This is a genomic window from Paracoccus xiamenensis (assembly GCF_011308835.1).
GTDB classification, from domain to species: Bacteria; Pseudomonadota; Alphaproteobacteria; order Rhodobacterales; family Rhodobacteraceae; genus Paracoccus; species Paracoccus xiamenensis.
This window is the reverse complement of the sequence record NZ_JAAOHY010000001.1, coordinates 1189478-1213709: the sequence shown is the minus strand read 5'-3', so window position 1 is coordinate 1213709 and position 24232 is coordinate 1189478. Positions and strand designations below refer to the sequence as shown.

At 63.4% G+C, this 24232-nt stretch carries 18 protein-coding genes and 3 pseudogenes; 4 read left to right on the top strand and 17 right to left on the bottom strand.

What is annotated here, in order from left to right:
• Positions 1 to 3 precede the first annotated feature (3 nt).
• Positions 4 to 2193, bottom strand: coding sequence for a 1,4-alpha-glucan branching protein GlgB (glgB, locus tag G7044_RS05990; protein WP_166327439.1), 2190 nt, complete (start codon positions 2191 to 2193; stop codon positions 4 to 6).
• On the bottom strand, positions 2180 to 4642 hold the full coding sequence (locus G7044_RS05985) for a glycogen/starch/alpha-glucan phosphorylase (protein WP_166326916.1): 2463 nt from the start codon (positions 4640 to 4642) through the stop codon (positions 2180 to 2182). The genes glgB and G7044_RS05985 overlap by 14 nt, the downstream gene beginning before the upstream one ends.
• Before the next feature lie 105 nt (positions 4643 to 4747).
• Between G7044_RS05985 and G7044_RS05980 the strand changes: the two genes are divergently transcribed.
• A complete protein-coding gene (locus G7044_RS05980; RefSeq protein ID WP_166326914.1) occupies positions 4748 to 6349 on the top strand; it encodes an alpha-amylase family glycosyl hydrolase in 1602 nt (533 codons plus the stop codon).
• Between the two features lie 72 nt (positions 6350 to 6421).
• Here the strand turns inward: G7044_RS05980 and G7044_RS05975 are convergent, their stop codons facing one another.
• From G7044_RS05975 to hutI, 13 genes and pseudogenes are all read right to left on the bottom strand, one after another.
• Entirely contained in the window at positions 6422 to 8449 is a 2028-nt protein-coding gene (locus G7044_RS05975) for a TonB-dependent receptor (protein ID WP_166326912.1), read from the bottom strand.
• Positions 8450 to 8676: 227 nt separating this feature from the next.
• Positions 8677 to 9375 (bottom strand): cytochrome c3 family protein, encoded by a 699-nt coding sequence (locus tag G7044_RS05970; RefSeq protein WP_166326910.1) that lies wholly within the window; start codon positions 9373 to 9375, stop codon positions 8677 to 8679.
• The gene (locus tag G7044_RS05965) at positions 9376 to 9864 is read right to left on the bottom strand and encodes a nitrate reductase cytochrome c-type subunit (protein WP_235931146.1); all 489 of its coding nucleotides are present in this window, start codon (positions 9862 to 9864) and stop codon (positions 9376 to 9378) included.
• Positions 9861 to 12368, bottom strand: a complete 2508-nt coding sequence (gene napA / locus G7044_RS05960) for a periplasmic nitrate reductase subunit alpha (RefSeq protein WP_166326906.1) — start codon at positions 12366 to 12368, stop codon at positions 9861 to 9863. The genes G7044_RS05965 and napA overlap by 4 nt, the downstream gene beginning before the upstream one ends.
• Positions 12365 to 12652 (bottom strand): chaperone NapD, encoded by a 288-nt coding sequence (locus G7044_RS05955; RefSeq protein WP_235931145.1) that lies wholly within the window; start codon positions 12650 to 12652, stop codon positions 12365 to 12367. The genes napA and G7044_RS05955 overlap by 4 nt, the downstream gene beginning before the upstream one ends.
• Entirely contained in the window at positions 12645 to 13142 is a 498-nt protein-coding gene (locus G7044_RS05950; protein ID WP_235931144.1) for a ferredoxin-type protein NapF, read from the bottom strand. Before G7044_RS05950 ends, G7044_RS05955 begins: the two co-directional genes overlap by 8 nt.
• A 1-nt stretch (position 13143) precedes the next feature.
• The gene (gene napE / locus G7044_RS05945; protein WP_235931143.1) at positions 13144 to 13362 is read right to left on the bottom strand and encodes a periplasmic nitrate reductase, NapE protein; all 219 of its coding nucleotides are present in this window, start codon (positions 13360 to 13362) and stop codon (positions 13144 to 13146) included.
• 68 nt (positions 13363 to 13430) lie between these two features.
• Positions 13431 to 13709 (bottom strand): hypothetical protein, encoded by a 279-nt coding sequence (locus G7044_RS05940; protein WP_166326904.1) that lies wholly within the window; start codon positions 13707 to 13709, stop codon positions 13431 to 13433.
• Between the two features lie 17 nt (positions 13710 to 13726).
• Positions 13727 to 13933, bottom strand: coding sequence for a HutD family protein (locus tag G7044_RS05935; RefSeq protein WP_328803816.1), 207 nt, complete (start codon positions 13931 to 13933; stop codon positions 13727 to 13729).
• Positions 13930 to 14103 carry a HutD family protein gene (locus tag G7044_RS18145; RefSeq protein ID WP_166326902.1) on the bottom strand — a complete coding sequence of 58 codons (174 nt, stop codon included), beginning with the start codon at positions 14101 to 14103 and terminating at the stop codon, positions 13930 to 13932. Before G7044_RS18145 ends, G7044_RS05935 begins: the two co-directional genes overlap by 4 nt.
• Positions 14103 to 15768, bottom strand: a pseudogene (gene hutU / locus G7044_RS05925) (urocanate hydratase). Before hutU ends, G7044_RS18145 begins: the two are co-directional and overlap by 1 nt.
• Positions 15656 to 16726: pseudogene (gene hutG, locus G7044_RS05920) on the bottom strand (N-formylglutamate deformylase). The pseudogenes hutU and hutG overlap by 113 nt, the downstream one beginning before the upstream one ends.
• Before the next feature lie 19 nt (positions 16727 to 16745).
• Positions 16746 to 17935 (bottom strand): annotated as a pseudogene (hutI, locus tag G7044_RS05910) (imidazolonepropionase).
• 102 nt (positions 17936 to 18037) lie between these two features.
• Here hutI and G7044_RS18225 point away from each other — a divergent pair.
• Positions 18038 to 18382, top strand: coding sequence for a hypothetical protein (locus G7044_RS18225; protein ID WP_407947380.1), 345 nt, complete (start codon positions 18038 to 18040; stop codon positions 18380 to 18382).
• Positions 18324 to 19376, top strand: a complete 1053-nt coding sequence (hutF, locus tag G7044_RS05905; protein WP_328803815.1) for a formimidoylglutamate deiminase — start codon at positions 18324 to 18326, stop codon at positions 19374 to 19376. The genes G7044_RS18225 and hutF overlap by 59 nt, the downstream gene beginning before the upstream one ends.
• A gap of 573 nt (positions 19377 to 19949) precedes the next feature.
• Here the strand turns inward: hutF and clpA are convergent.
• Together clpA and gloB are read right to left on the bottom strand one after the other, a co-directional pair.
• Entirely contained in the window at positions 19950 to 22268 is a 2319-nt protein-coding gene (gene clpA, locus G7044_RS05900) for an ATP-dependent Clp protease ATP-binding subunit ClpA (protein WP_166326898.1), read from the bottom strand.
• 189 nt (positions 22269 to 22457) lie between these two features.
• A complete protein-coding gene (gene gloB / locus G7044_RS05895; protein ID WP_166326896.1) occupies positions 22458 to 23201 on the bottom strand; it encodes a hydroxyacylglutathione hydrolase in 744 nt (247 codons plus the stop codon).
• An 83-nt stretch (positions 23202 to 23284) separates the two neighbouring features.
• Between gloB and G7044_RS05890 the strand changes: the two genes are divergently transcribed.
• Complete coding sequence (locus G7044_RS05890; protein WP_166326894.1) at positions 23285 to 24097, top strand: methyltransferase domain-containing protein; 813 nt, start codon at positions 23285 to 23287, stop codon at positions 24095 to 24097.
• The last annotated feature ends 135 nt before the right edge of the window (positions 24098 to 24232 follow it).

The following is a 24232-nucleotide window of genomic DNA, read 5'->3' as shown; positions in this document are numbered from 1 at the left end:
TGATCAAACGGCCTCGTAGACGAGGACGGAAAGCGGTGGCAGGTCGATCATGGCGGACTGGTCATAGCCCTGCCACTCGTCGCCATCGGCAGTAATAATGGCGGGGGCCTCCATCCCGGATCCGCCATAGTTGCCCGCGTCGCTGTTCAGGCGCAGCTTCCACTTGCCGTCACGCGGCAGGCCGGCGCGCCAGCCGTGGCGCGGAACTGGTGTGAAATTGCACAGCACCACCACCGGGGCATCGCCTTCCTCGCCATAGCGGGCGAAGGCGATGATGGATTCCGACGCAGCGCCGCCCTCGATCCAACTGAAGCCCTCAGGCGCGTTGTCGCGGCGGTGCAGCGCGGGCAGATCGCGATACAGGTGGTTCAGGTCGCGGATCAGCGATTGCACGCCCTTGTGGCGCGGATCATCCAGAAGGTGCCAATCCAGCGAGGCGTTGTGGTTCCATTCCTTCCACTGCGCGAACTCGCAGCCCATGAACAGCAGCTTCTTGCCCGGATGGGTCCACATGAAGCCGTAATAGGCCCGCAGATTGGCAAATTTCTGCCAGACATCGCCGGGCATCTTCTCGATCATCGAGCCCTTGCCGTGGACGACCTCGTCATGGCTGATCGGCAGGATGAAGTTTTCGGAAAAGGCATAGACCAGCCCGAAGGTCAGCTGATTGTGGTGGTGGCTGCGGTGGACCGGCTCGCGCTGGATATAGTCCAGCGTGTCGTTCATCCAGCCCATGTTCCACTTGAAACCAAAGCCAAGCCCGCCTGTATCGACGGGGCGCGAGACGCCGGGAAAGGCGGTCGATTCCTCGGCCACGGTCATGATGCCCGGCACCTCGCCATATGCCACGGTGTTGACGCCGCGCAGAAAGTCGATGGCTTCCAGGTTCTCGCGTCCGCCATGGACATTTGGCACCCATTCGCCGTCCTTGCGCGAATAGTCGCGATACAGCATCGATGCCACCGCATCCACGCGCAGCCCGTCGATGTGATATTCCTGCAGCCAATACAGCGCGTTGGCGGTCAGGAAATTCGACACCTCGGTGCGGCCGTAATTGTAGATCAGCGTGTTCCAGTCCTGATGGAACCCCTCGCGCGGGTCGGCATGTTCGTAAAGCGCCGTGCCGTCGAAATGCGCCAGACCATGCGGATCCGAGGGGAAATGCCCCGGCACCCAGTCCAGCAATACACCGATGCCGGCGTCATGGGCGGCGTCGATCAGGGCGCGGAATTCGTCGGGGGTGCCGAAGCGGATGGTCGGCGCATACAACCCGACCGGTTGATAGCCCCATGACCCGTCGAACGGATATTCGGATACCGGCATCAGCTCCAGATGGGTAAAGCCCATCTCGACCACATAGGGGATCAACTCGCGCGCATGTTCCAGATAGGACAGCGGGCGGTCGTCATCTTCGGCCACGCGGCGCCAACTGCCCAGATGGACCTCGTAGATCGAGATCGGTGCGCTAACGTTCTGCAACGCTTCGCGGCGATCCATCCATCCGGCGTCATTCCAGTCGTAATCGTCGATCTTGCGCACCACCGAGGCCGTCGCCGGCGGATGTTCCGCGCCGAAGCCGATGGGGTCGGCCTTTTCGGGCAAGGGCTCGCCATGGGCGCCGGTGATGGCGAATTTATAGGGTGCGCCTTCGCCGATATTGGGGACGAAGATTTCCCACACCCCGGTCGATCCGCGCCTGCGCATGCCGTGGCGGCGGGCATCCCAATTGTTGAAATCGCCCAGCACCGCGACCCGGCGGGCATTGGGTGCCCAGACTGCGAAATGGGTGCCGCGCACGCCCTGATGGGTGATGACATGCGCGCCGAGCGCCTTCCACAACTGATGATGCGTGCCCTCGCCGATCAGATATTCGTCGATCTGGCCCAATACCGGCCCGAAGCGGTAAGGGTCTTCGTATTCCCATTCGCGTTCGTCATTGGCGCCGCGCAGCAGATAGGGCATCGGCTCGGGCAGGTAACCCGCGAACAGGCCCGGAGTCCGCTCGACCGGGGACATCTGGAAGACACCCTCGATCGTGGCGATCGACATTTCCGTTGCGCCGAAATCCAGCGCCACGACCCGCCAGCCGCCGGCAACCGGGTGCGGGCCGAGGATGGCGAATGGATCGGGATCGCGCCCCTCAACCAGGGCGCGCGCGCGTTCCGGCGGCAGCCTCAGTTCAAACCGGGGCATTGATTCGAGACTGTCCTGCCCCTTGCTGTGCCCGTCCTTGGTTGCGGCCATCTTGCTCCCCCATCTTCCAAACTCGTTCCATATAGTCACGAATCGAACGGTCGGACGAGAACCAGCCCATGCGCGCGGTGTTCAGCGCAGCCATGCGATTCCATTCCGCCTTATCCCCATAAGAGGCATCAATACGGCGTTGAGTCGATTGGTAATCGGCGAAATCCGAACAGACCAGATAGCTGTCCCAGTTGGTCAGGATGTCGACGATCCGGCCATAGCGCGCCGGGTCGCCGCCGAAGGCGCCGGTGGCGATCAGGCTGATCGCGCGCGACAGCGACGGGCTGGCGGCGATGGCCTGGCGGGCATGGTCGGGGATCTGGCGCCGGGCTTCGACTTCCTCGGTGGTCATGCCGAACAGGAAGAAATTCTCTGGCCCCACCTGTTCGCGGATTTCGACATTGGCGCCGTCCAGCGTGCCGATGGTCAGCGCGCCGTTCATCGATAGCTTCATGTTGCCGGTGCCCGAAGCTTCCTTGCCCGCCGTCGAGATCTGTTCGGACAGGTCCGCCGCCGGGATCAGCCGCACCGCCATCGAGACGTTGTAATTCGCCGGATAGGCGACCAGCAGCCGGCCCTTCATCAGGGGATCGTTGTTCACCACCTCGGCCACGTCATTGATCAGGTGGATGATTTCCTTGGCCACCGCATAGCCGGGCGCGGCCTTGCCACCGAAGATCTTCACCCGAGGCTGCCATTCCGCATCGGGGTTCTGGCGGATATCGTCCCAGCGGGCGATGGTTTCCAACACGTTCAGCAACTGGCGCTTGTATTCGTGGATGCGCTTGATCTGCACATCGAACAGCGCGTCGGGATCGGGCGTGATGCCCAGCACCTCGCCCAGCCAGTTCGATAGCGCGACCTTGTTGTCGCGCTTGGCGGTTGCGTAGCGGTCCAGCCAGCCCTTGTCGGTGACATGGCTTTCCAAGCCGGAAAGCTGATCCAGATGATCGACCCATGCCTCGCTGCCAAGCGTATCGGTGATCAGCCCCGACAGCGCCGGATTCGCCGAATACAGCCAGCGGCGCGGGGTCACACCGTTGGTGACATTCACGATCCGGTCGGGATGCAGCTTGTTCAGGTCGTGAAAGACGGTTTCCTTCATCAGCTCGGTATGCAGGGCGGAAACCCCGTTCACATGGCCCGACTGCATGAAGGCAAGCGTCCCCATATGGACCTGACCGTGATGGATCGCCGAAAGCTCCCACGGGCGGCCGGGATTGCGGCGCTTGTGGTGGTCGTCGATGCGTTCGACCAGATCCATGTGGCGGGGCAGGACCTTGCGGAACAGCCCTTCGGACCACGCTTCCAGCGCCTCGGGCAGCAGGGTGTGGTTGGTATAGTTCAAAACGCGCACGGCCATGTCGGCGGCATCGTCGAAGCTCTGGTCAAAGTCGTCGATCAGCACCCGCACCAGTTCGGCGCCTGCGATGGCGGGGTGGGTGTCGTTCATCTGGATCGCCACGCGGTCAGGCAGTTTGGCGATATTTTCGCCTTCATAGACAAAGCGGCGCATGATGTCGCGGACCGAGGCAGCGGTGAAGAAATACTCCTGCTTCAGCCGCAATTCCTTGCCGGCTTCGGTCGAGTCGTCGGGATAAAGCACCCGGCTGATCGTCCGCGCCAGCGATTCCGCCGCGCCTGCCGCGACATATTCGCCCCGGTTAAAGCGCGCGAGGTCGAAGTCATGCGTGGGCTTGCCCGACCACAGCCGCAGCGTATTGGCCCACCGCCCCCTCCAACCCACGACCGGAGTGTCATAGGCGGCGGCAATCACGCTTTCGGCGGGGTGCCAGATCTTCTTGGGACCGTCGCCTTCGATCCAGCCGCCGAAGCCGATTTCATAGGCAACCTCGGGCCGTTCGAATTCCCAAGGATTGCGCGATTTCAGCCAGCTATCGGCGGTTTCGATCTGCCGACCGTGGTCGAAACGCTGCCGGAACAGCCCGTGTTCATAACGCAGCCCGTAACCATATGCCGGGATCCCGACCGTCGCCATGCTTTCCATGTAACAGGCCGCCAGACGCCCAAGCCCGCCATTGCCAAGCGCGGCCTCGGGTTCGTCATGGATTACCTCGTCATAATCGACGCCGAAGCCTTTCAGCGCCTCGCGCGCGGCATCGTCCAGACCAAGATTGACCACCGAATCCTCCAGCAGGCGGCCGATCAGGAACTCCATCGAAAGATAGTGGACTCGCTTCAGATGCCCGCCATAGGTCGCCCGGGTCGAGGCGAACCACGGCTCGACAATATGGTCGCGCACGGCCAGCGACAGTGCCATCCGCCAGTCATGGACCGAGGCATGCGCTTCGTCCTTGCCGATCGAATATGTCAGATGGTCGCGGATCGACTGGGCGAGCTCGCGCGGGCTGGCGCTGGTGGCGGGCTGAGACATCATTGCGTTCCATATGTCTAAAATGTTAGCGGCAACATTACGGTGGTACCGCGCGGTGTTCAATGGCGTCCATGCAGTGACGCGCGGGGTGTAACTTTGGGGGGTGACATGACGGATGAGTGGTGGCGCGGCTCGGTGACCTATCAGGTTTACCCAAGGTCGTTTCAGGACAGCGACGGCGACGGAATCGGCGACCTGAAAGGTATAACCGAACGGCTGCGCCATATCGCCAGCCTCGGCGTCGATGCGGTCTGGCTGTCGCCGATCTTTCGTTCGCCCATGGCGGACATGGGCTATGACGTGTCGGACTACACCGACATCGACCCGCTGTTCGGGACGCTGGAAGATTTCGACCACCTGGTCGAGAAGGCGCATGAATTCGGTCTGAAAGTGATTGTGGATCAGGTGATTAGCCATTCATCCGATCAGCACCCCTTCTTCGTCGAAAGCCGCAAGGGTGGCGACAACCCCAAGGCCGACTGGTATGTCTGGGCCGATGCCAAACCCGACGGGACGCCACCGAACAACTGGCCTTCGGTCTTTGGTGGCTCGGCCTGGGAATGGGACGGGCATCGCAAGCAATACTACCTGCACAATTTTCTGACCTCGCAGCCGGACTTCAACTTCCACAATCCCGAGGTGCAGGACTGGCTGCTGGGAACGATGCGCTTCTGGCTGGAACGCGGTGTCGACGGCTTCCGGCTGGACACAGTGAATTACTATTTCCACGACGCGCGGCTGCGCAACAATCCGCGCAGGCGGATCGCGCCTCAGGTGAACCCTTACGAGATGCAGCTGCACAAGTTCTCGAAATCGCAACCTGAAAACCTGGATTTCTTGGCCCGTTTGCGGGTGCTGATGGATGAATACGGCGCCTCGACCGTGGGCGAGGTCGGTGATTCGACCCGCGCGGTCGAGATCATGGCCGAATACACCTCGGGTCAGCAGCATCTGCATCAGGCATACAGCTTTGACATGCTGGGGCCGGAATTCACGCCGAAGCATTTCCGATCAAAGATCGAGACGTTTTTTCGCAAAGCGCCTGATGGATGGCCAACTTGGGCATTTTCTAATCACGATGTGATCCGCCATCTGACCCGCTGGCAGGACCACGGGGCCGATCAGGATTCGCTGGCAAAGCTGGCGGCGGCGATGTTGCTGTCCTTTCCGGGCTCTGTCTGCCTGTATCAGGGCGAGGAACTGGGCCAGACCGAAACCGATCTGGAGTTCCATGAACTCACCGACCCGCCCGGCATTCGTTTCTGGCCGGACTACAAGGGCCGCGATGGTTGCCGGACGCCGATGGTCTGGGACAATGCCACGAATACGCAGGCGGGCTTTACCACCGGCACGCCATGGCTGCCGATCAAGGCGCCGCAGCAGTCCCGCAATGTCGCCGGGCAAGAGGCGAACGAGCATTCGGTGCTGCATTTCTATCGCCATATGCTGGAATTCCGCAGCGCCCGCCCGGAACTGCATGGCCGCGAGACGGCGACATTCCTGCGCGCGCCCGACCCGGTGCTGCTGCTCCAGCGCGGCAGCCTGTTGTGCGCCTTCAACCTTGGCACCGAGACCCGGCGCGTCAGCCTGCCGAAAGGGGCGGCGGAAGATCTGAGCGGTCCGTCGCAGGCGGCGGCGCTGACCGGCGCGCTTCTGGGCCGCAAGCTGGAACTTGGCCCGAACGGTTTCGCCTTTATCGAGCTGCAATGAAAAAGGGGCCGCGCGAAGCGGCCCCTTCTCCGAGAGGGCAGGCGCGGGAACACGCGCCTGCCGGGAACGTCGTCAGAACGACTTGGTGAAGCTGATCGACACCGTCCGGCCCGGTGCATATGCCGGCTGGATGTCGCGGCCGGGAACGGCGCGGATCACGTAGCTGGTCCGCTCGTAATAGGTTTCGTCGAACAGGTTGTCGACGCCCAGGCGCAGCGCGCCACCCTGCAGCTGTTCAGGCGACCATTCGGCGTAAGCATTGACCACCGAATAGCTGTCATGGGCGCTGAAGAAGGCCGCTTCCATGGCCTCATCCGACAGTTCGTCAGCCCATTCCAGCGTCGCGCCCAGCTTCAGGTCGTATTGCGGCATCACGTGGTCGATATAGACCGAAGCCATGTCGCCGATCGGCATGAAGGTGCCGCCGCCCGGCACGGCGAAATCGCCATCCGTGGTCACGTCGGCCTTGGTATAGGAGAAACCGACGCGGGTGTTTTCCCATTCACGGCTGGCGTTCAGGGTAAAGCCCTTGCTGCGGCCTTCCTCGGCATTGGTCAGGGTATTGGTCCTTCCGGGGCCAACGTCATATTCGCCCAGCCCGTCCAGACGGGTGTCGAAGAAGGTCAAGCCGGCCTTCCAGCTGTCGCCGCTGGCGTTGATGCCGACCTTGTAGTTCTTGGCCGTCGCGGCCTCGAAGTCGGGATCGGTCGCAAAAGCGGCATTGCGGGCATGCAGCAGCCCGTATTCGCCGATGTCATAGCCCATCCAGGTATGCGATGCGCCGGCAAAGACCTCGATCATGTCGTTGAAGCGATAGGACAGGGTCGCATTTGCGCTGGCACCCGAGGAGGTGAAGCGCTCGTTGTTCCAGTCCTCGAAACGCTGGTGGTCGTAACGCATGCCGGTCGACAGGTCGAACCCATTGGCGAATTCGAAACGCCCCTGCGCGAAGACGCCAACCTGACGGGTGGACAGGTTGCGGATGCGCGTCGGGGCTATCGAATGATCGCCGTAATTGTCGATGCTATAGTCATTATCCGAGAAGTCGATCCCGGTGGTGACGCTGCCTTGCGCGATGGTGAAGGTGTTCTGCAACACACCGCCGAAGGTGTCGCGATCCAGCACCATGTCGCCGTTGGGCCAACTTTTCATCCCCGCCGGGTCGATCAGGTCGCCGACGATATAGTTCGGGCGCCAGTAATTGGTCGAACCGATATACAGTTTGGCCATCGGATCCCAGCTGTCGGTCGGCGCCGTCGAGGTATAGGTCAGGCTAAGCGTTTCGTTTTCGACTTTCAGCGGGAAGACGGTGCCGTCCCGGTTCAGGTCCATGTTCATCTTGATGACGCGGTCGGCGTCGTCTTCGGACTTGTCATAGGCAAGCTCGATCCGGCCGCCGTCCATTTCATAGCCCAGCTTCACCAGCGCGCCCTTGGCGGCGGGTTCGCTGCCGGGCATCTCGCGGCCATTACCGGCGTCGTAATTGTCGCCGTTCTGACCATGCAGCATCACGAACCAGTCGAAATTGCCGTAAACGCCATAGCCTGCCAGGCTGCCCGAGACGCCCTGACCATTGTCGCCATAGCTGAGCGAGGCGCGACCGCCGTAAGCCTTGCCGTCTTCCAGCAAGTCCTTGGCACCAACGGTTTCATAGCGCACAGCGCCCGCACCGGCGGCAAAACCCGCATCGGCGGCAGCGGCGCCGGCCTCGACCTCAACCGATTTGATGAAAGCCGGATCGATCACGTTCGAGCCGGTGTGGTGCCAGCTGGTCGGTCCCTGCGGCACGCCGTCGACGGTCACGGCCAGCTTCGACTGTTCGATCCCGAAGACGTGGATCCGCTTGGAAGGACCTGCGCCGCCCGATACCGAAACCGCGGATTCGCGTGCGAACAGTTCCGAGACGTTTTGAGGTTGCAGGATCTCGATATCCTCGGGCGTGACGACAGCGCCGCCGGTGGATTCGATATTTTCCTCGCCATCGGCGACCAGGGTGATCGTATCCAGGACGATCGGGCTCGCTGCATCCTGTGCGAATGCGGCGGTCATCAGTGCCAGGGTTGATACCCCGGCCAGCGGTAGCAGGCGTTTCATCAGCATTCTTGTCCCCTCGTGACATGCAGGGAAGGACGTGGCTGATGACTGGCTGCGATTCCCGATTGATTTGGTTGGTTATGGATGGTGGCGTGGGAGTGCAACCCGATCCGGCGCGCCGCCGGGCTTTGCGTTTGTGTGATGTAATCCTGCAACAGAGAACGCGCTCGGGCGCTGAGTTGTCGGGCCGCCCAAGCTGGACGCGGGCGGCCCGGCCGGTGGTTTATCGTCGATCAATTGGCGGCGGTACGCCGCGTTTCGTCATCCAGATAGTCCCGCAACTGTGCGGTGTCGCCTTCATCCAGCGCCTCGGCGGGCACGTTTTCCGGCTGCAACCAGCCTGGGTCCTGGCCTGTCATGTCGGGCAATTCATGTGCGATGCCCTTGTGGCAGTCGATGCAGGTGGCCTGTCCGGTCAGCAGATAGGTCGAATGCATTTCTGCCGCGCGTGGTGCCTGACGCGAGAAATCCATCGCCGCCGCGGTGTGGCAGTTGCGGCATTCAAGGCTGTCGTTGGACTTCAGGCGCACCCATTCGTGCTGCGCCAGTTCAAGCCGCTTTTCCAGGAACTTCTGCCGGGTGTCGATGGTGCCGAAGATCTTGCCCCAGACCTCTTTGCTGGCCTGCATCTTGCGAGCGATCTTGTCGGACCATTCATGCGGCACATGGCAATCGGGGCAGGAGGCGCGCACCCCGGAACGGTTCGAGAAGTGGATCGTATGCGACAGTTCCTCATACACGTTGTTGCGCATTTCGTGGCAGGACGTGCAGAACTTTTCCGTATTGGTGACCTCCAACGCGGTGTTGAACGCGCCCCAGAAGATCACCCCGCCGATAAAGCCGCCCAGCGTCAGAAAACCGATGCTTAACGTCACGGCTGGCGTGGTGACGATCTGCCAGATCCGTCGGATCAGGTTGATGACCCAGCGCATCTAATGCTCCTCTCCCTGCTGCTTCACGCCCATGTCGGCCATGTCGGTAAAGGTGTTTTCGACAAGCGGCGCGGTATCGGCCTGTGGCACGTGGCAGGCGGTGCAGAAATACCGGCGCGGCGAGACATCGGCCAGCATCTGCCCCCCGCGGTTCATGTAATGCGTGACCGAGATCATTGGCGCGCCCGAGCCTTCGGTCGCCTCCCGGCGGTGGCAGGACATGCAGCGATTGGCATTGACCGACAGCTGATAGCCCTCGATCGAATGGGGGATGATCGGGGGCTGTTCGGGATATTGCCGCATCAGCCTTACGTCATCCACGATCCAGCGCGGGATGGGCTCGGCCTCGACCACCTCGGTCGCGGGTTTGGGACCGTTCAGCTCGACCGCACTGCGCAGCTGGGCCTCGGCCCCCGGATCCTGCGCCAGGCCCGCACCCGCGAACAGCAGCGCTGTCAGCAGGCCGGCGACGAAGCGAAGCGGGCTCATACGGAGACGATCTTGACTGCGCATTTCTTGAAATCCGTCTGTTTGGAAATCGGATCGGTGGCGTCCAGCGTGACCTTGTTGATCAGCGCCGAGGCGTCGAACCAGGGCACGAAGACAACACCCTTGGGCATCCGGTTGCGGCCGCGCGTTTCCACCCTCAGCTTCACTTCGCCCCGGCGCGAGATCACGCTGACCTCGGAGCCCTGGTTGAAGCCGCGTTCGCGGGCATCGGTGGCGTTCATGAACAACACGGCGCCGGGGAAAGCCTTGTAAAGCTCGGGCACGCGCATGGTCATCGACCCGGAATGCCAATGTTCCAGCACCCGGCCGGTAACCAGCCAGAAATCGAACTCGTCATCCGGGCTTTCGGCCGGCGGTTCGTAAGGCACGGAGAGGATCACCGCGCGCTTGTCCTCGTTGCCGTAGAACTGGACCTCGGATCCTGCCTCGACATAGGGGTCATAGCCTTCGCGGAAACGCCACAGCGTTTCCTTGCCCTCGACGACCGGCCAGCGAAGGCCGCGCACCTCGTCCGACTGATAGGTGTCGTAAGGGGCCAGGTCATGGCCATGGCCGCGCCCGAAGCTGGCATATTCCTCGAACAGGCCCTTCTGGATGTAGAAGCCGAAATCATTGGCTTCCTGATTGGCGTAATCCTCGCGGATCTCGCTCAACGGGAAGGCATCGACCTGACCATTGGCGAACAGCACCTCGAACAGGGTCTTGCCCTTGTAGTCGGGATTGGCGTCCAGCAGTTCTGCCGGCCAGACCTCGTCTGTGGTGAAGCGTTTCGAGAACTCGGCCAATTGCCACATGTCGGAACGTGCCTCGCCCGGCGCGTCGACCAGCTGGTGCCAGGTATGGGTGCGCCGTTCGGCATTGCCATAGCCGCCCTCTTTTTCCACCCACATTGCCGCCGGCAGGATAATATCGGCCGCCAGCGCGGTGACCGTCGGATAGGCGTCCGACACGACGATCATATTGTCGGGGTTGCGATAGCCGGGATAGGTCTCGTTCTGGCTGTTCGGTGCGGCTTGCAGGTTGTTGTTCACCTGCACCCAGTAGAAATTCAGCACCCCGTCCTTGAGCATCCGGTCCTGCAGGACGGCATGGAATCCGGGCTTGGTGTTCAAAAGCCCACGCGGCAACTTCCACAGTTCCTCGGCATGGGCGACGTGTTCGGGATTGGTCACCACCATGTCGGCGGGCAGGCGGTGGGCGAAGGTGCCGACCTCGCGCGCGGTCCCGCAGGCCGAGGGCTGGCCGGTCAGCGAGAAGGGCGAGTTTCCGGGCTCCGAAATCTTCCCGGTCAGCAGGTGAATGTTATAGACCAGCTGGTTCGCCCAGACGCCGCGCACATGCTGGTTGAAGCCCATCGTCCACAGGGACATGACCTTCGTGTCGGGATCGGCATAAAGTTCTGCCAACTCCTCAAGGAAGCCTGCCTCAACCCCCGACAACTCGCTGACATATTCCAGCGTATAGTCGGCGACGAAGGCCTTGTAGGCTTCGAAATCCGAAGGGTCCATCTTGCCGGCTTCCGCCGCGCCGGTGGCGGCCTGTTCCAGCGGATGTTCGGGGCGCAGACCGTAACCGATATCCGTCTGGCCGGTCTTGAAGACCGTGTGCCTGGCGACGAAATCCTCGTTAACGCGGCCGGTCTGGATGATGTGATTGGCGATATAGTTCAGGATCGCCAGATCAGTGCCCGGCTTGAACACGATTGGAATGTCGGCGAGATCCATCGAGCGGTGGGTGAAGGTCGACAGCACCGCGCATTTCACGCCCGGCGTGCCGAGCCGACGGTCGGCCAGCCGCGTCCACAGGATCGGGTGCATCTCTGCCATGTTCGAGCCCCACAGCACGAAGGCGTCGGCATGTTCGAAATCGTCATAGCAGCCCATCGGCTCGTCGATGCCGAAGGTGCGCATGAAGGCCACCGCAGCCGAGGCCATGCAGTGCCGCGCATTGGGGTCAAGGTTGTTCGACCGGAAGCCCCCGCGCATCAGCTTTGACGCCGCATAGCCCTCCATGATCGTCCATTGGCCGGATCCGAACATGCCGATGCTTTCGGGGCCCTTGGTCTTCAGCACCTCCTTGACCTTGGCGGCCATGGTATCGAAAGCCTCGTCCCAGCTGACCGGCTCAAACTCGCCATTTTTGTCATAGGTGCCGCCGGTCTTGCGCATCAGCGGCGTGGTCAGGCGGTCGCGGCCATACATGATCTTGGACAGGAAATAGCCCTTGACGCAGTTGAGACCGCGATTGACCTCGGCCTGCATGTCGCCATGGGTGGCCACGACCTTGCCGTCCTTGACGCCCACCATGACCCCGCAGCCGGTGCCGCAGAACCGGCAGGGGGCCTTGGACCATTTGATTTCAAGGGCTTCGACGCCACCCGCCACAGGCTGGGCGGCGGCGGGCAGCGAAAGGCCGGCGGCGCCGGCGGCCACGGCCACGGCCTGAGCCTTCAGCAGATCGCGCCGTGTCACATCTGTTGTCATCCTTGGGGCTCCTCTGCTTCGGAATGTTCGAACACCATGTTCGCGGCGACCACGCCGGGCATGGCAGAAATGGTGGTCAGCCGGTCGCCAAGCTCGCCGGTGCTGAAACCTTCGATGGTGACCACGATCCGCGCACCTTCGGCGGCATGGACTTCGACGCCGGCCAAGCCGGGCAGGGCGGCCAGGATCTCGGCCTCGCGGCCCGGCAGGACCGCGATTACGGCGCTGGAGATATGATAGCGCCGCTTCTTGGGCATCTGTTCGGGCTGGGGCATGTCACGCATGGGCTGGGTCTTTCTGGCGCATCGTAATGGCATCCGCGGGACAGGGTGCGACGCAGGCGCCGCAACCGGTGCAGGCGGTCGCCGACAGGGCGGGAAGGAAGGGGCCGCCCATGCGCGGAGCAAAACGGATAGCGTCTTCGGGGCAGGCGTCGCGGCAGCTCATGCAGGTGGTGCCGCGACGGGCCAGACAGGCATCGCTGATCGCCGCGTGGTGGGCCATGGTCGGAGCAAGGATGAAAACCGGCTCGGGGCATGGCTCGGCACAGGCGTTGCAGAAGGTGCATTCACCGCTGTCGAAGTCGATGGCAACGCGACCGCCCACGACCAGCAGGATCTGTTGCGGACAGGCGGCCACGCAATCACCGCAACCGGTGCAGGCGGCAAGCGCTGCGGCGTCTGTACCGGGCGGGGAGGGGCGAAAGGCGGGCGCGGGCCGGGCCGTCAGAAAACCCCGACGGCTGACCCCTTCGGCCATGCTCTGGGTGGCCATGTCAGTGCCCCAACGGTCCAGGCGGTCCGGCAAAAATCTGATACATCCAGACCAGGAAGCCATAGCTGCCAACGACCGCGACGGCGACGATGGGCCAGATACCGAAGGCGAGAATAAGGAACGTCAGCAGTTCTCGGCGTCGGGATGGCGGCGGCGGTGATTGAGTGTCTGGCCGGTCGGTCATGGCGACAACTTCCGTAGCTGGATCAAATTCGGGCATGCGAGAAATCGTAACAATATCAATACAAGGGCCCCGGCGGGTTGCATCGGTCGGGTTTGTGCCCACTGCTAGTTGAGCGGCGCGATTCTCTCCTTGATATGGATCAAGGAAATTTTCGTATTTCCGGGCGTGACCGAATGTCGCGGCAATGGCATTTCCGCCCGGGCCTGATGTCTGTACATTTTCATGCCCGGCAATCCGGGCAAATCCCCGAGGAAGTCGCCGCCGAGGGCCACGCGCACCGCTGGCGATTGGTCGCCTGCGAAAAGCGCCATCTGCAACCCGCTGACCTTCACCTGCTGGGCGTTCAGCGGCCCCGCGTGACCGAGGAGGTGCTGGACCTGCAAGCTGTGCTTTTCTCGGATCAGCGGCCCTTCTGCCTGGAGACGCGGGACGTCAGATAACGCGCTTCGGGCAGTGGGGCAGCACTTGCCGCGCCCATCAGTTCTGCCTCGCAAGCCGTGTCGCCGGGAAAGGCTACCGGGCCAGTGTCGGCACTTTCCAGCACCTGCAGGCCATCAAGGCGCAGCAGCATCCGGCCGCCTTCCAGCATGGTCAGTGACCGCGTCACGCCTGGTAAAATCGAAAACGGCCCTGACGCGGCAACCCGTGCTGTGCTGATGCCCAGTCAAAATCATCAAATCCCGCGCCTGTGGGCTGGCATATGATCTTGGCGGTTTCGCCGCCGCCGTTCTTCCAGGTGGTGAAACGGCGGTTGCGGGCCGGGTAATGCGCGATCATTAAAGGATACGCGGAAGGCGCAGCCCGCGCTGGCGGGCGCATTCGATCGCCTCGGTGTAACCGGCATCGGCATGACGCCAGACGCCCGAGGCCGGGTCGTTCCACAGCACGCGTTCCAGCCGGCGGGCGGCCTCTGGCGTGCCATCGGCGCAGATCACCACGCCGGAATGCTGGCTGAACCCCATGCCGACGCCGCCGCCGTGATGCAGGCTGACCCAGGTCGCACCCGAGGCCGTGTTCACCAGCGCGTTCAGCAGCGGCCAGTCTGAAACTGCGTCAGAGCCATCGCGCATCGCCTCGGTCTCGCGATTGGGCGAGGCGACAGAGCCAGAGTCGAGGTGATCGCGCCCGATCACTACCGGCGCCTTCAATTCGCCCGAGGCCACCATCTCGTTGAACTTCAGCCCGACGCGGTGACGGTCGCCCAACCCGATCCAGAACATCCGCGCCGGCAGGCCCTGAAAGGCAATGCGTTCGCGCGCCATATCCAGCCAGCGGTGGAGGTGTTCGTTTTCGGGGAACAGTTCCTTCATCGCCTGGTCGGTCTTGTAAATGTCTTCGGGATCGCCCGACAGCGCCGCCCAGCGGAAGGGACCGATGCCGCGGCAGAATAACGGCCGGATATAGGCGGGCACGAAGCCCGGGAAGGCAAAGGCGTTTTCCAGCCCCTCGTCCTGCGCAACCTGACGGATATTGTTGCCGTAATCCAGCGTCGGCACGCCCGCGTTCCAGAAACCGACCATTGCCGCGACATGATCGCGCATCGAAGCGCGGGCGGCGGCCTCGACGGCCTTGGGATCGCTTTCCTGCCTGGCGCGCCATTCGGCGACGGTCCAGCCCTTCGGCAGATAGCCATGGACCGGATCATGGGTCGAGGTCTGGTCAGTGACGATATCGGGGCGACCATTGGGCAGCGCCTCGCCCGCCTGCATCCGGCGCAGGATTTCGGGGAAGACCTCGGCGGCATTGCCGATCAGCGCCACCGATTTCGCCTCGTCCGCCTTCGTCCAGCGGTCGATCATTGCCAGCGCCTCGTCCAGCGAATGGGTCTTTTCGTCGCAATAGCGGGTGCGGATGCGGAAGTCGGCGCGGGTCTCGTCGCATTCGACGGCCAAACAGCAGGCCCCGGCCATCACCGCCGCCAAGGGCAGCGCGCCGCCCATTCCGCCCAGGCCGCCGGTCAGGATCCATTTGCCGGTCAGATCGCCGTCGTAATGCTGGCGCCCGGCCTCGACAAAGGTTTCATAGGTACGCTGAACGATGCCCTGGGTGCCAATGTAGATCCAGGACCCGGAGGTCATCTGGCCGTACATCATCAGGCCCTTGCGGCCCAATTCGTTGAAATGGTCCCAATTCGCCCAATGCGGCACAAGGTTCGAATTGGCGATCAGCACACGCGGCGCATCCGTATGGGTGCGGATGATGGCAATAGGCTTGCCTCCATGCACGATCAGCGTCTCGTCGGCTTCCAGATCTTCGAGGCCCGTCACGATGGCATCAAAATCCTCCCGAGGTGCGCGCCGCCCGGCCGATGCCGCCATAGATAACCACCTCATGCGGGTTTTCGGCCACATCGGGATGCAGGTTGTTCATCGGCATCCGCAAGGGCGCCTCGGTCAGCCAGCTCCATCTGGATCGCGTGGACGCCGTCTGCCGGGCGGCCATAGTGTCGGGTCGTCCAGCCGCCGCGGAAGCGGCCGTTCAGCACCGTGCTGCGACCCGTGGACATGCAGGCCTCATGCACCGCGCTTTCGATCGCGGGGGCGCAGGTGCGGCCCTGATCGGTGCCGATGTTGAAATCGGGCAATGTGCCGTCGAACAGCCACGGGACGACCGAGCGGATCGAGTGGCAGTCATACAGCACTGCATAGCCGCGCGGCGCCTTTACCCGGTCGCTCTGCGCGGATAGCGCGACGTGGTAGGGGGTATGAAAGGCGGCGCGGCGGCGTTGGATTTCGGCGGCGTCGGGGGTGTGGCCGTCGCGCCAGTTCGGGGCGTTGTCGAAATTGGACAGCGGCACCAGCCTGGTAGTCGTCTGACCGGGATAAAGCGACGCGCCCGAAGGATCGCGATTAGCGTCGATGATATAGTGGTGGAAGCTCGCCCGCTCGGTGGTCCTGCCGTCGAACAGCCCGTCATACAGCGCCTCGATATGCCAGTCGGTGTCGCGCAGCAGGCGGCCGTCGTCGTTCAGCTGCGCGGCGATGTCATCGGGCACCCAAGTGCCGGTATGAGGTAGGCCCAGCACCAGCGCGCTGCTGCCTTCGGTGATCTCGACCGGCTGCATCAGCGCCACCACCTCGGGCCGGATACCCGACGCACCGCGCCCCAGCGACATGAGTTTCAGCACCATGATCAGCCGCACGATTTCCGGCGCCAGCGGCGCGCCGACCCCTCAGCAATGGCTGATGATGAGGTTGCGTTGCAGCTGTGCGACATCAGCCGGCGCGATGCGGATCGAGGCCAGCTTTCCAAAGCCAGTATTCACGCCGTAAATCGGCTCCTCGCCCGCGGCGGCCTCGGCGATGCGCCGGGCGGCGCGTTCGATGCCGGGCATGGCGGCGTTGTCCAGCCGGACCGAGGCCGCGTCCCAATAGACCCATCCCAGCGTGTCCAGCGACATCTGACCGGGGATCAGAGTTTCAACCATGCGTCACTTCTCCGTTGAAAACACGTTGATAAAGCGGATTCAGTCCGGCGCGCCCGACCAGTTGGGCCGGCGCCTCAGCATCCCAGATCGCGAAATCGGCGGCCATGCCGTGTGCAAGGCTGCCGGTTTCGCGGTGCAGGTTCAGTGCGCGGGCGGCGTTGCCGGTGACCCCGGCCAGACATTCCGGCACCGTCATCCCGAACAGCACCGCACCCATGTTCATCGTCAGCAGCAACGAGGATATAGGCGAGGTGCCGGGATTGCAGTCGGTCGCCAGCGCGATCGGTACACCTGCCGCCCGCAGCGCCGCAATCGGCGGCTTCTGCGTTTCATGCAGCATGTAATATGCGCCCGGCAGCATCACCGCGACCGTCCCCGAGGCGCGGATCGCGGCCACGTCCTCCTCGGTCGCGTACTCGAAATGATCGACCGACAGCGCCTGATGCCGCGCCGCCAGCGCCGCCTCGCCGGAACGGGTGATCTGTTCAGTATGCAGCTTGACCGGCAGGCCAAGTGCTCGGACGCGGGCAAATAGTGGTTCGATTTCTTCCGCCGAAAAGGCGATGCCTTCACAAAAGGCATCCACGGCATCGACCAGCCCCTCGGCATGGGCCTGCTCCAGCCCGGCAATGGCGATCTCGGCGATGTAATCGGCCTTACGTCCGGCATATTCGGGCGGCAGGGCATGGGCGGCCAGCCAGGTCGTGGTGATGCGCACGGGCCGGATCTGCGCCAGTTGGCGCGCGGCGCGCAGCATCTCGATTTCCGCAGCGATGGACAGGCCATAGCCCGACTTGATTTCTACGGTCGAAGTGCCTTCGGCCAGCAGCGCATCCAGCCGTGGCAACGCCGCCTACACAAGACCATCGGCATCCAGCGCGCGCGTGGCGCGCATCGACGACAGGATGCCACCGCCGGCCCGGGCGATGTCTTCATAGCTTGCGCCGTCCAGCCGCATCTCGAATTCGGCCTGCGATCACCGCCATGGACCAGATGGGTGTGGCAGTCGATGAAAGCCGGCGTCAGCAGGCGGCCGCCGCAGTCGATGATGTCAGCGCCTGTCCGGTCGAGCGCCCGTCCTATGGCGGCGATTTGACCGTCCTCGACGGCGATGTCGCCGGGTTCGGTCCTGCCTCCGGCATTCACCAGCCGAGCGTTGATCCAGATCTTCCTGTCGGGCATCGGGCCGGCCTCTGCCATTGCTTGTTGGCTTAATATGTATATACATAATGGGATGGACTTGGGAAGCCGGTTTTTTGCACCGGCACATGCAGGGGGGGCGAGATGATCCATGCTAGGCAGGCATTGTTGCCAGAAGGATGGCGGCGGGATGTGCGGGTTCCGCCTGACGCGGGCCGCATCGCCAGGGTCGAGGTCGGCGTGACGCCTTGCCCGGGCGACATGCGGGCGGATTGTCTGGTGCCAAGAATGCCGAACGTTCACAGCCACGCCTTTCAACGCGGATTTTCCGGCCTGACCGAAACCCGCGGTGCAGGGCGCGAAAGCTTCTGGACATGGCGCGAGATGACGTATCAGCTTTGCGCTGACCGTCTCACCCGAAGATATGCAGGTGCTGGCCGAAATGGCCTATATCGAGATGCTGGAGGCCGGGTTTACCCGCGCGGGTGAGTTCCATTACCTGCATCACGACCGCGACGGGGCGCGCTATGCCGACCCGGCAGAGCTGTCGCACCGCATCCCTGCCGCCGCTGAAGTCACCGGTATCGCGCTGACCCATCTGCCCCTCTTCTATGCCCATGGCGGTTTTGGCCCGCAGCCTTCGGGCGCGGGCCAGCGGCGCATTCTTCACGATATCGACTTCTTCCTGAACCTGATCTGGGCCTGCGATGCCCGCCTGACGCGCCTTCAGGACCGAGTCGGCTATGCGCCCCATTCGTTGCGCGCGGTCAGTGCCGATGAACTGCGCCTTCTGACCCATTCGCTGCCGGGCCGCGCCGTGCATATCCATATCGCCGAGCAGGTGAAGGAGGTTGAGGATTGCCTGGCCTTCACCGGTCAGCGTCCCGTCGCATGGTTGCTGGATAACTTGCCCGTCGACGCAGGCTGGTGCCTGATCCGCGCCACCCACTTGACCGAAGCAGAGCGGCGGGCCGTCGCCGCCTCGGGTGCGGTGGCCGGCCTGTGTCCGGTGACCGAGGCGAATTTGGGTGACGGGCTGTTTCCGGCAGAGGCTTTTTTGGAAGAGGACGGCAAAATGGCGATCGGCACCGATTCGAACGTGCGCATCGACGCTGCGGAAGAGCTGCGGGTGCTGGAATATGGCCAGCGGCTGACGCTTCGTGCGCGAAATGTGCTGGCAGAGGAGGGCGGCTCTACCGGGATGCGGATCTTCGGCGCGGCGTTGGCAGGTGGCACGCAGGCCCTTGATGCCGAGCCGGGCCGGATCGCCGCCGGGGCGATGGCGGATCTGGTCACCCTGCGCGACGGGGCAGAGCTGGACGGCGCGGGCGCGACGCTTCTGGACCGCTGGATCTTCGGGCGCGATGTCAAGGTTGCCGATGTCTGGGCTGCCGGTGCGCATGTGGTGAAGGCCGGACGCCACAGCCTGCGTGACCAGATCGCGCCGCGATTTTCTGCCGTCCTGAAACGCACATTGGCCTAGGTTCGCTGGTCGCCCAGTTGTGGCCTTGGCGCAACGTCCAACGGTGGCACAGCCGAAGCTGATCTGCCGTAATCTGCGGTTACGGGCCGCACGTTATGACGGGATGCGTCAGTTCAACTCGATGTAATGCGATAGCGGGACATTCGGCACCCCTGCATCGTCAATTCCGCGCCGCGCAATGCCGACTGCGCGAACACATCGCGACGGAATTCTAGCACAGACGGCCACAATTCCGAATGGGGACAAAACCCTCTATATGCTGCGGCAGGGCCATTTTCGGGCCTGCCGCGCCGGATGGTTGGATGGGCCATCCAGGTTTTCAGCCTGCCGGGGCTCCTGCCTGTTCTGATTTGGTGCGCTGACGGCGTGGACCGGAACAGTTTGACCGAAACGCACAGCGTCGGATAGGCGGCAAGCGATCTGCTTCTCGGCCAACATTGTCGCTATACCGAAAACCCCCGGCGAGGAAAACTCGCCGGGGGTTTTCGGTATAGCGCATACGACGCCCGCTAGATGGTTGGTTTGCGGCGGTTCCGCATCCGGCGTCAGGCCGTGCTTCCCCGCCGGACCGGATCAATCCGCAGTCAGCAGCGGTGGCTTTGCCTTGCCCAGACGCGGTGCTTCGGGGCCGGTGATGTCGAAGACGGGCTTGTCGTCTTCGATCCGCACCTTCACCACGCCGCCCTTGGTCAGACGTCCGAACAGCAACTCCTCTGCCAGCGGCTTCTTGATGCTTTCCTGGATCACCCGACCAAGCGGGCGGGCGCCCATCTTGTCGTCGTAACCCTTTTCCGCCAGCCAGTTTGCCGCGTCGGAGGTCAGTTCGATATGGACGTTGCGGTCCATCAACTGAGCCTCAAGCTGCAGGATGAATTTCTCCACCACCTGCACGATCACATCGCGTGACAGCGGCGCAAAGCTGATGACCGCGTCCAGCCGGTTGCGGAACTCGGGCGTGAAGGTCCGCTCAATCGCGGCGGTATCCTCGCCCTCGCGCCGGTCGCGGCCAAAGCCGATCGCCGCCTTGGCCTGATCCGAGGCACCCGCGTTTGAGGTCATGATCAGCACGACATTGCGGAAATCCACTGTCCGGCCGTTATGGTCGGTCAGCTTGCCGTGATCCATCACCTGCAGCAGGATGTTGTAGACATCCGGGTGCGCCTTTTCGATTTCATCCAGCAACAGCACGCAATGAGGGTGTTGGTCGACGCCGTCGGTCAGCAGACCGCCCTGATCGAAGCCGACATAGCCCGGAGGAGCGCCGATCAGCCGGCTTACGGCGTGCTTTTCCATGTATTCGGACATGTCAAAGCGCAGCAGTTCCACGCCCAAGGTGTCGGCCAGTTGCTTTGCCACCTCGGTCTTGCCGACGCCGGTCGGACCCGCGAACAGATAGTTGCCGATAGGCTTTTCGGGTTCGCGCAGACCCGCACGGGCCAGCTTGATTGCCGAGGACAGCGCGTCGATGGCCGCGTCCTGCCCGAAGACCACGCGCTTCAGCGAGCGGTCCAGATCGCGCAGAACCTCGGCATCGTCCTTGCTGACATTCTTCGGCGGGATGCGGGCGATCTTGGCAACCACGGCCTCGATCTCCTTGGGCGAGATGGTCTTGCGACGCTTCGATTCTGCGACCAGATGCTGCGCCGCCCCGGCTTCGTCGATCACGTCGATGGCCGAATCGGGCAGCTTGCGGTCGTTGATGTAACGCGCCGCCAGTTCCACCGCCGCCTTGATCGCGTCATTGGTATAGCGCAGGTCGTGATGGGCTTCGAAATGCGGCTTCAGTCCCATCAGGATCTTGATCGAATCCGGGACCGTAGGCTCGTTCACGTCGATCTTCTGGAACCGGCGCGACAGCGCGCGGTCTTTTTCGAAATGCTGGCGGAACTCCTTGTAGGTGGTCGAGCCCATGCAGCGCAGCTTGCCGCCCGACAGCGCGGGCTTCAGCAGATTCGAGGCATCCATCGCCCCGCCCGAGGTTGCGCCGGCGCCGATCACGGTGTGAATTTCGTCAATGAACAGGATGGCGTCGGGGTGGGCCTCCAGCTCCTTAACGACGGCTTTCAGGCGTTCTTCGAAATCGCCGCGATAGCGGGTTCCGGCCAGCAGCGCGCCCATGTCGAGCGAGAAGATGGTGGCACCTGCCAGCACGTCTGGGGTTTGCCCCTCGACGATCTTCTTGGCCAGGCCTTCGGCGATGGCGGTCTTGCCGACGCCGGGATCGCCCACCAGCAGCGGGTTGTTCTTGCGGCGGCGGCAAAGGACCTGGATGCAACGCTCGACCTCGGACTCGCGGCCGATCAGCGGGTCGACATCGCCATCCAGCGCCTTGGCGTTCAGGTCGACGCAGTATTTATCCAGCGCGGTTTCGTCCTTCTGGGCGGGGGCCGCGCCCTCGTCATCATGCGAGGGCTCGGCGCCGGTCACCGGGCGCTGTTCGTTGAATTCGGGGTTCTTGGCGACGCCATGGGCGATGAAATTCACCGCGTCATAGCGGGTCATGTCCATTTCCTGCAGGAAATAGGCGGCATGCGATTCGCGTTCGGCGAAGATGGCGACCAACACATTCGCGCCGGTGACCTCTGCCCGGCCCGAGGACTGAACATGGATCGCCGCGCGCTGGATCACCCGCTGGAAGGCGGCCGTGGGTACGGCTTCGGATCCGTCAACATCGGTGATCAGCGTCGACAGGTCGTCGTCGATGAAGTCGACAAGGCTCTGGCGCAGTTCGGCCAGATCGACATTGCAGGCGCGCATCACGCGGACGGCGTCGGGTTCTTCGGTCAGCGCCAGCAGCAGATGTTCCAGCGTCGCCAGTTCGTGGCGGCGTTCATTTGCAAGCGCGAGCGCGGCATGGATGGCTTGTTCCAGCGAGGTCGTGAATGAGGGCACTTGCGTCTCCTGTCAGTCTGTCCGGCGGTTTGGGCCGAGATGCCCACCTGCACAGACTGTCATCATCAGTTTAAGGATTGGTGGATTTCGCCGCGATTCAAGTCACTTTTTCGCGGATGGGTCGAAATCTTCCGGGCATGGTCACAATTTGGGCGCATCGGATACAGGTTTCAAGGAGGCTGGGCAGGGTCAGAACCGGTCCTTCATCGCGCGCAGGGTGGCGAAGGCGTGGGCCGGGTCATCGGTGCCCAGCGAAGGGCCAAGCACGTCTGCGCGCAGGAAGGGGTTGGTCAGGCGTTCCTCGGCCAAGGTGGCGGGCGCGCAGGGGCGGGGGCCGGCGGCGGTGGTCCGCATCCTTTCCAGCAGGTCCTCGTTTTCAGGGTCGACCGACAAAGCGAAGGCGCTGTTTCCTGCGCAGTAATCATGGCCCGAGCAGATCAGCGTCTCGGCCGGCAGGGCATCGAGGCGTTGCAGGCTGTTCCACATCATCGCGGCGTCGCCTTCAAAGATGCGGCCGCAGCCGATTGCCATCAGGCTGTCGCCCGTGAAGGCGGCGCGAGCATCTGGCAGGTGAAAGGCGATATGGCCGACGGTATGACCTGACACGTCGATGACCGATGCCGAAAGCCCGGCGGCGTCGGTGGTTTCGCCGGGCGCGACGGCCACGTCCAGCGGCGGCAGGCGGTGGGCATCGGCGCGGGCGCCGGTCACCTTGGCGCCGGTGGCTGCGACCAGCTCGGGGACGGCCTGGATATGGTCGTCATGGTGATGGGTCAGCAGGATCTGGTCCAGCGTCCAACCCCGCTCCGCCAGCGCGGCAAGGATCGGTGCGGCCTCGGGTGCATCGAACAGCGCCGTGCGGCCGTTTGCATGCAGCAGATAGGCGTAATTGTCCTGCAGGCAGCGGATGGTGACGATCTCGGCTTCGGACATTGCAACCTCCTGTCGTTTGCGGGCAGTCTGGACCGCAAGGCTCGCCGCCGCAACCCGCGGGCCGGAAGGACGACGAAGCACCAATGCACCATGACGTGATCGACCTGCGCCGTTTCTATTATACCCGCGCGTTGGGGCGGGTGGCGCAGCGCATCCTGCGCGACAGGCTGGTCGGCAATTGGCCGTCCGTGTCGGTGACCGGGATGAGCGTGGTGGGTTACGGTTTTGCGGTGCCGATGCTGCGGCCCTATCTGGGCCATGCGCGGCGGGTGACCGGGTTGATGCCGGGGCCGCAGGGGGTGATGGCCTGGCCGGCCGGGATGGCCAATCACAGCGTACTTTGTGACGAAACCGCTTGGCCGCTGGAAACCGGCAGTGCCGACCGTCTGGTGCTGCTGCACGGGCTGGAAACCTCGGACCACCCCGCAGCCCTGCTGGCCGAGGCGTGGCGCGTGTTGGGACCGGGTGGGCGGATGGTGGCGATGGTCCCGAACCGCGCCGGGCTGTGGGCGCGGACCGACACCACGCCCTTCGGCTTTGGCCGCAGCTATACCGCAGGACAGCTGGAACGTCAGGCCGAAGCCGCGGGTTTCGTAACCGAGCGCAGCGGGGCCGCCATCTATATCCCGCCGTCAGACCGGCGCTTTTGGCTGCGCAGTGCGATGTGGTGGGAAAAGATGGGGGGCAAGATCGCCTCGATGCTGGTGGCGGGGGTGATCTGGGCCGAATTTTCCAAGCAGACGACCGCGCCGGCTGGTCCCGGACGGCGCGTTACGGTGCCCAGCCCGTTGGATGTGCTGGAAGGAATCGCCCGCCCGCGCCCGGCGCGTGGCGCTGCCACCGAAGGCGCGGGGCAGGGGATGAAACAGGGCAGGCGGAGTACAGAGCAGGGCTGAAGCATCGCCCACCCTGCGACCTTGCGTCGCAGGGGCTGTGACGATTTTCGCGGTTGATCCTGGTGGCCAGGACCTTGCCCTGCAAGAATCACCGGGCTGGACAGGTGGCTTTGCCCCAGCTTTGCAGGCGAACGC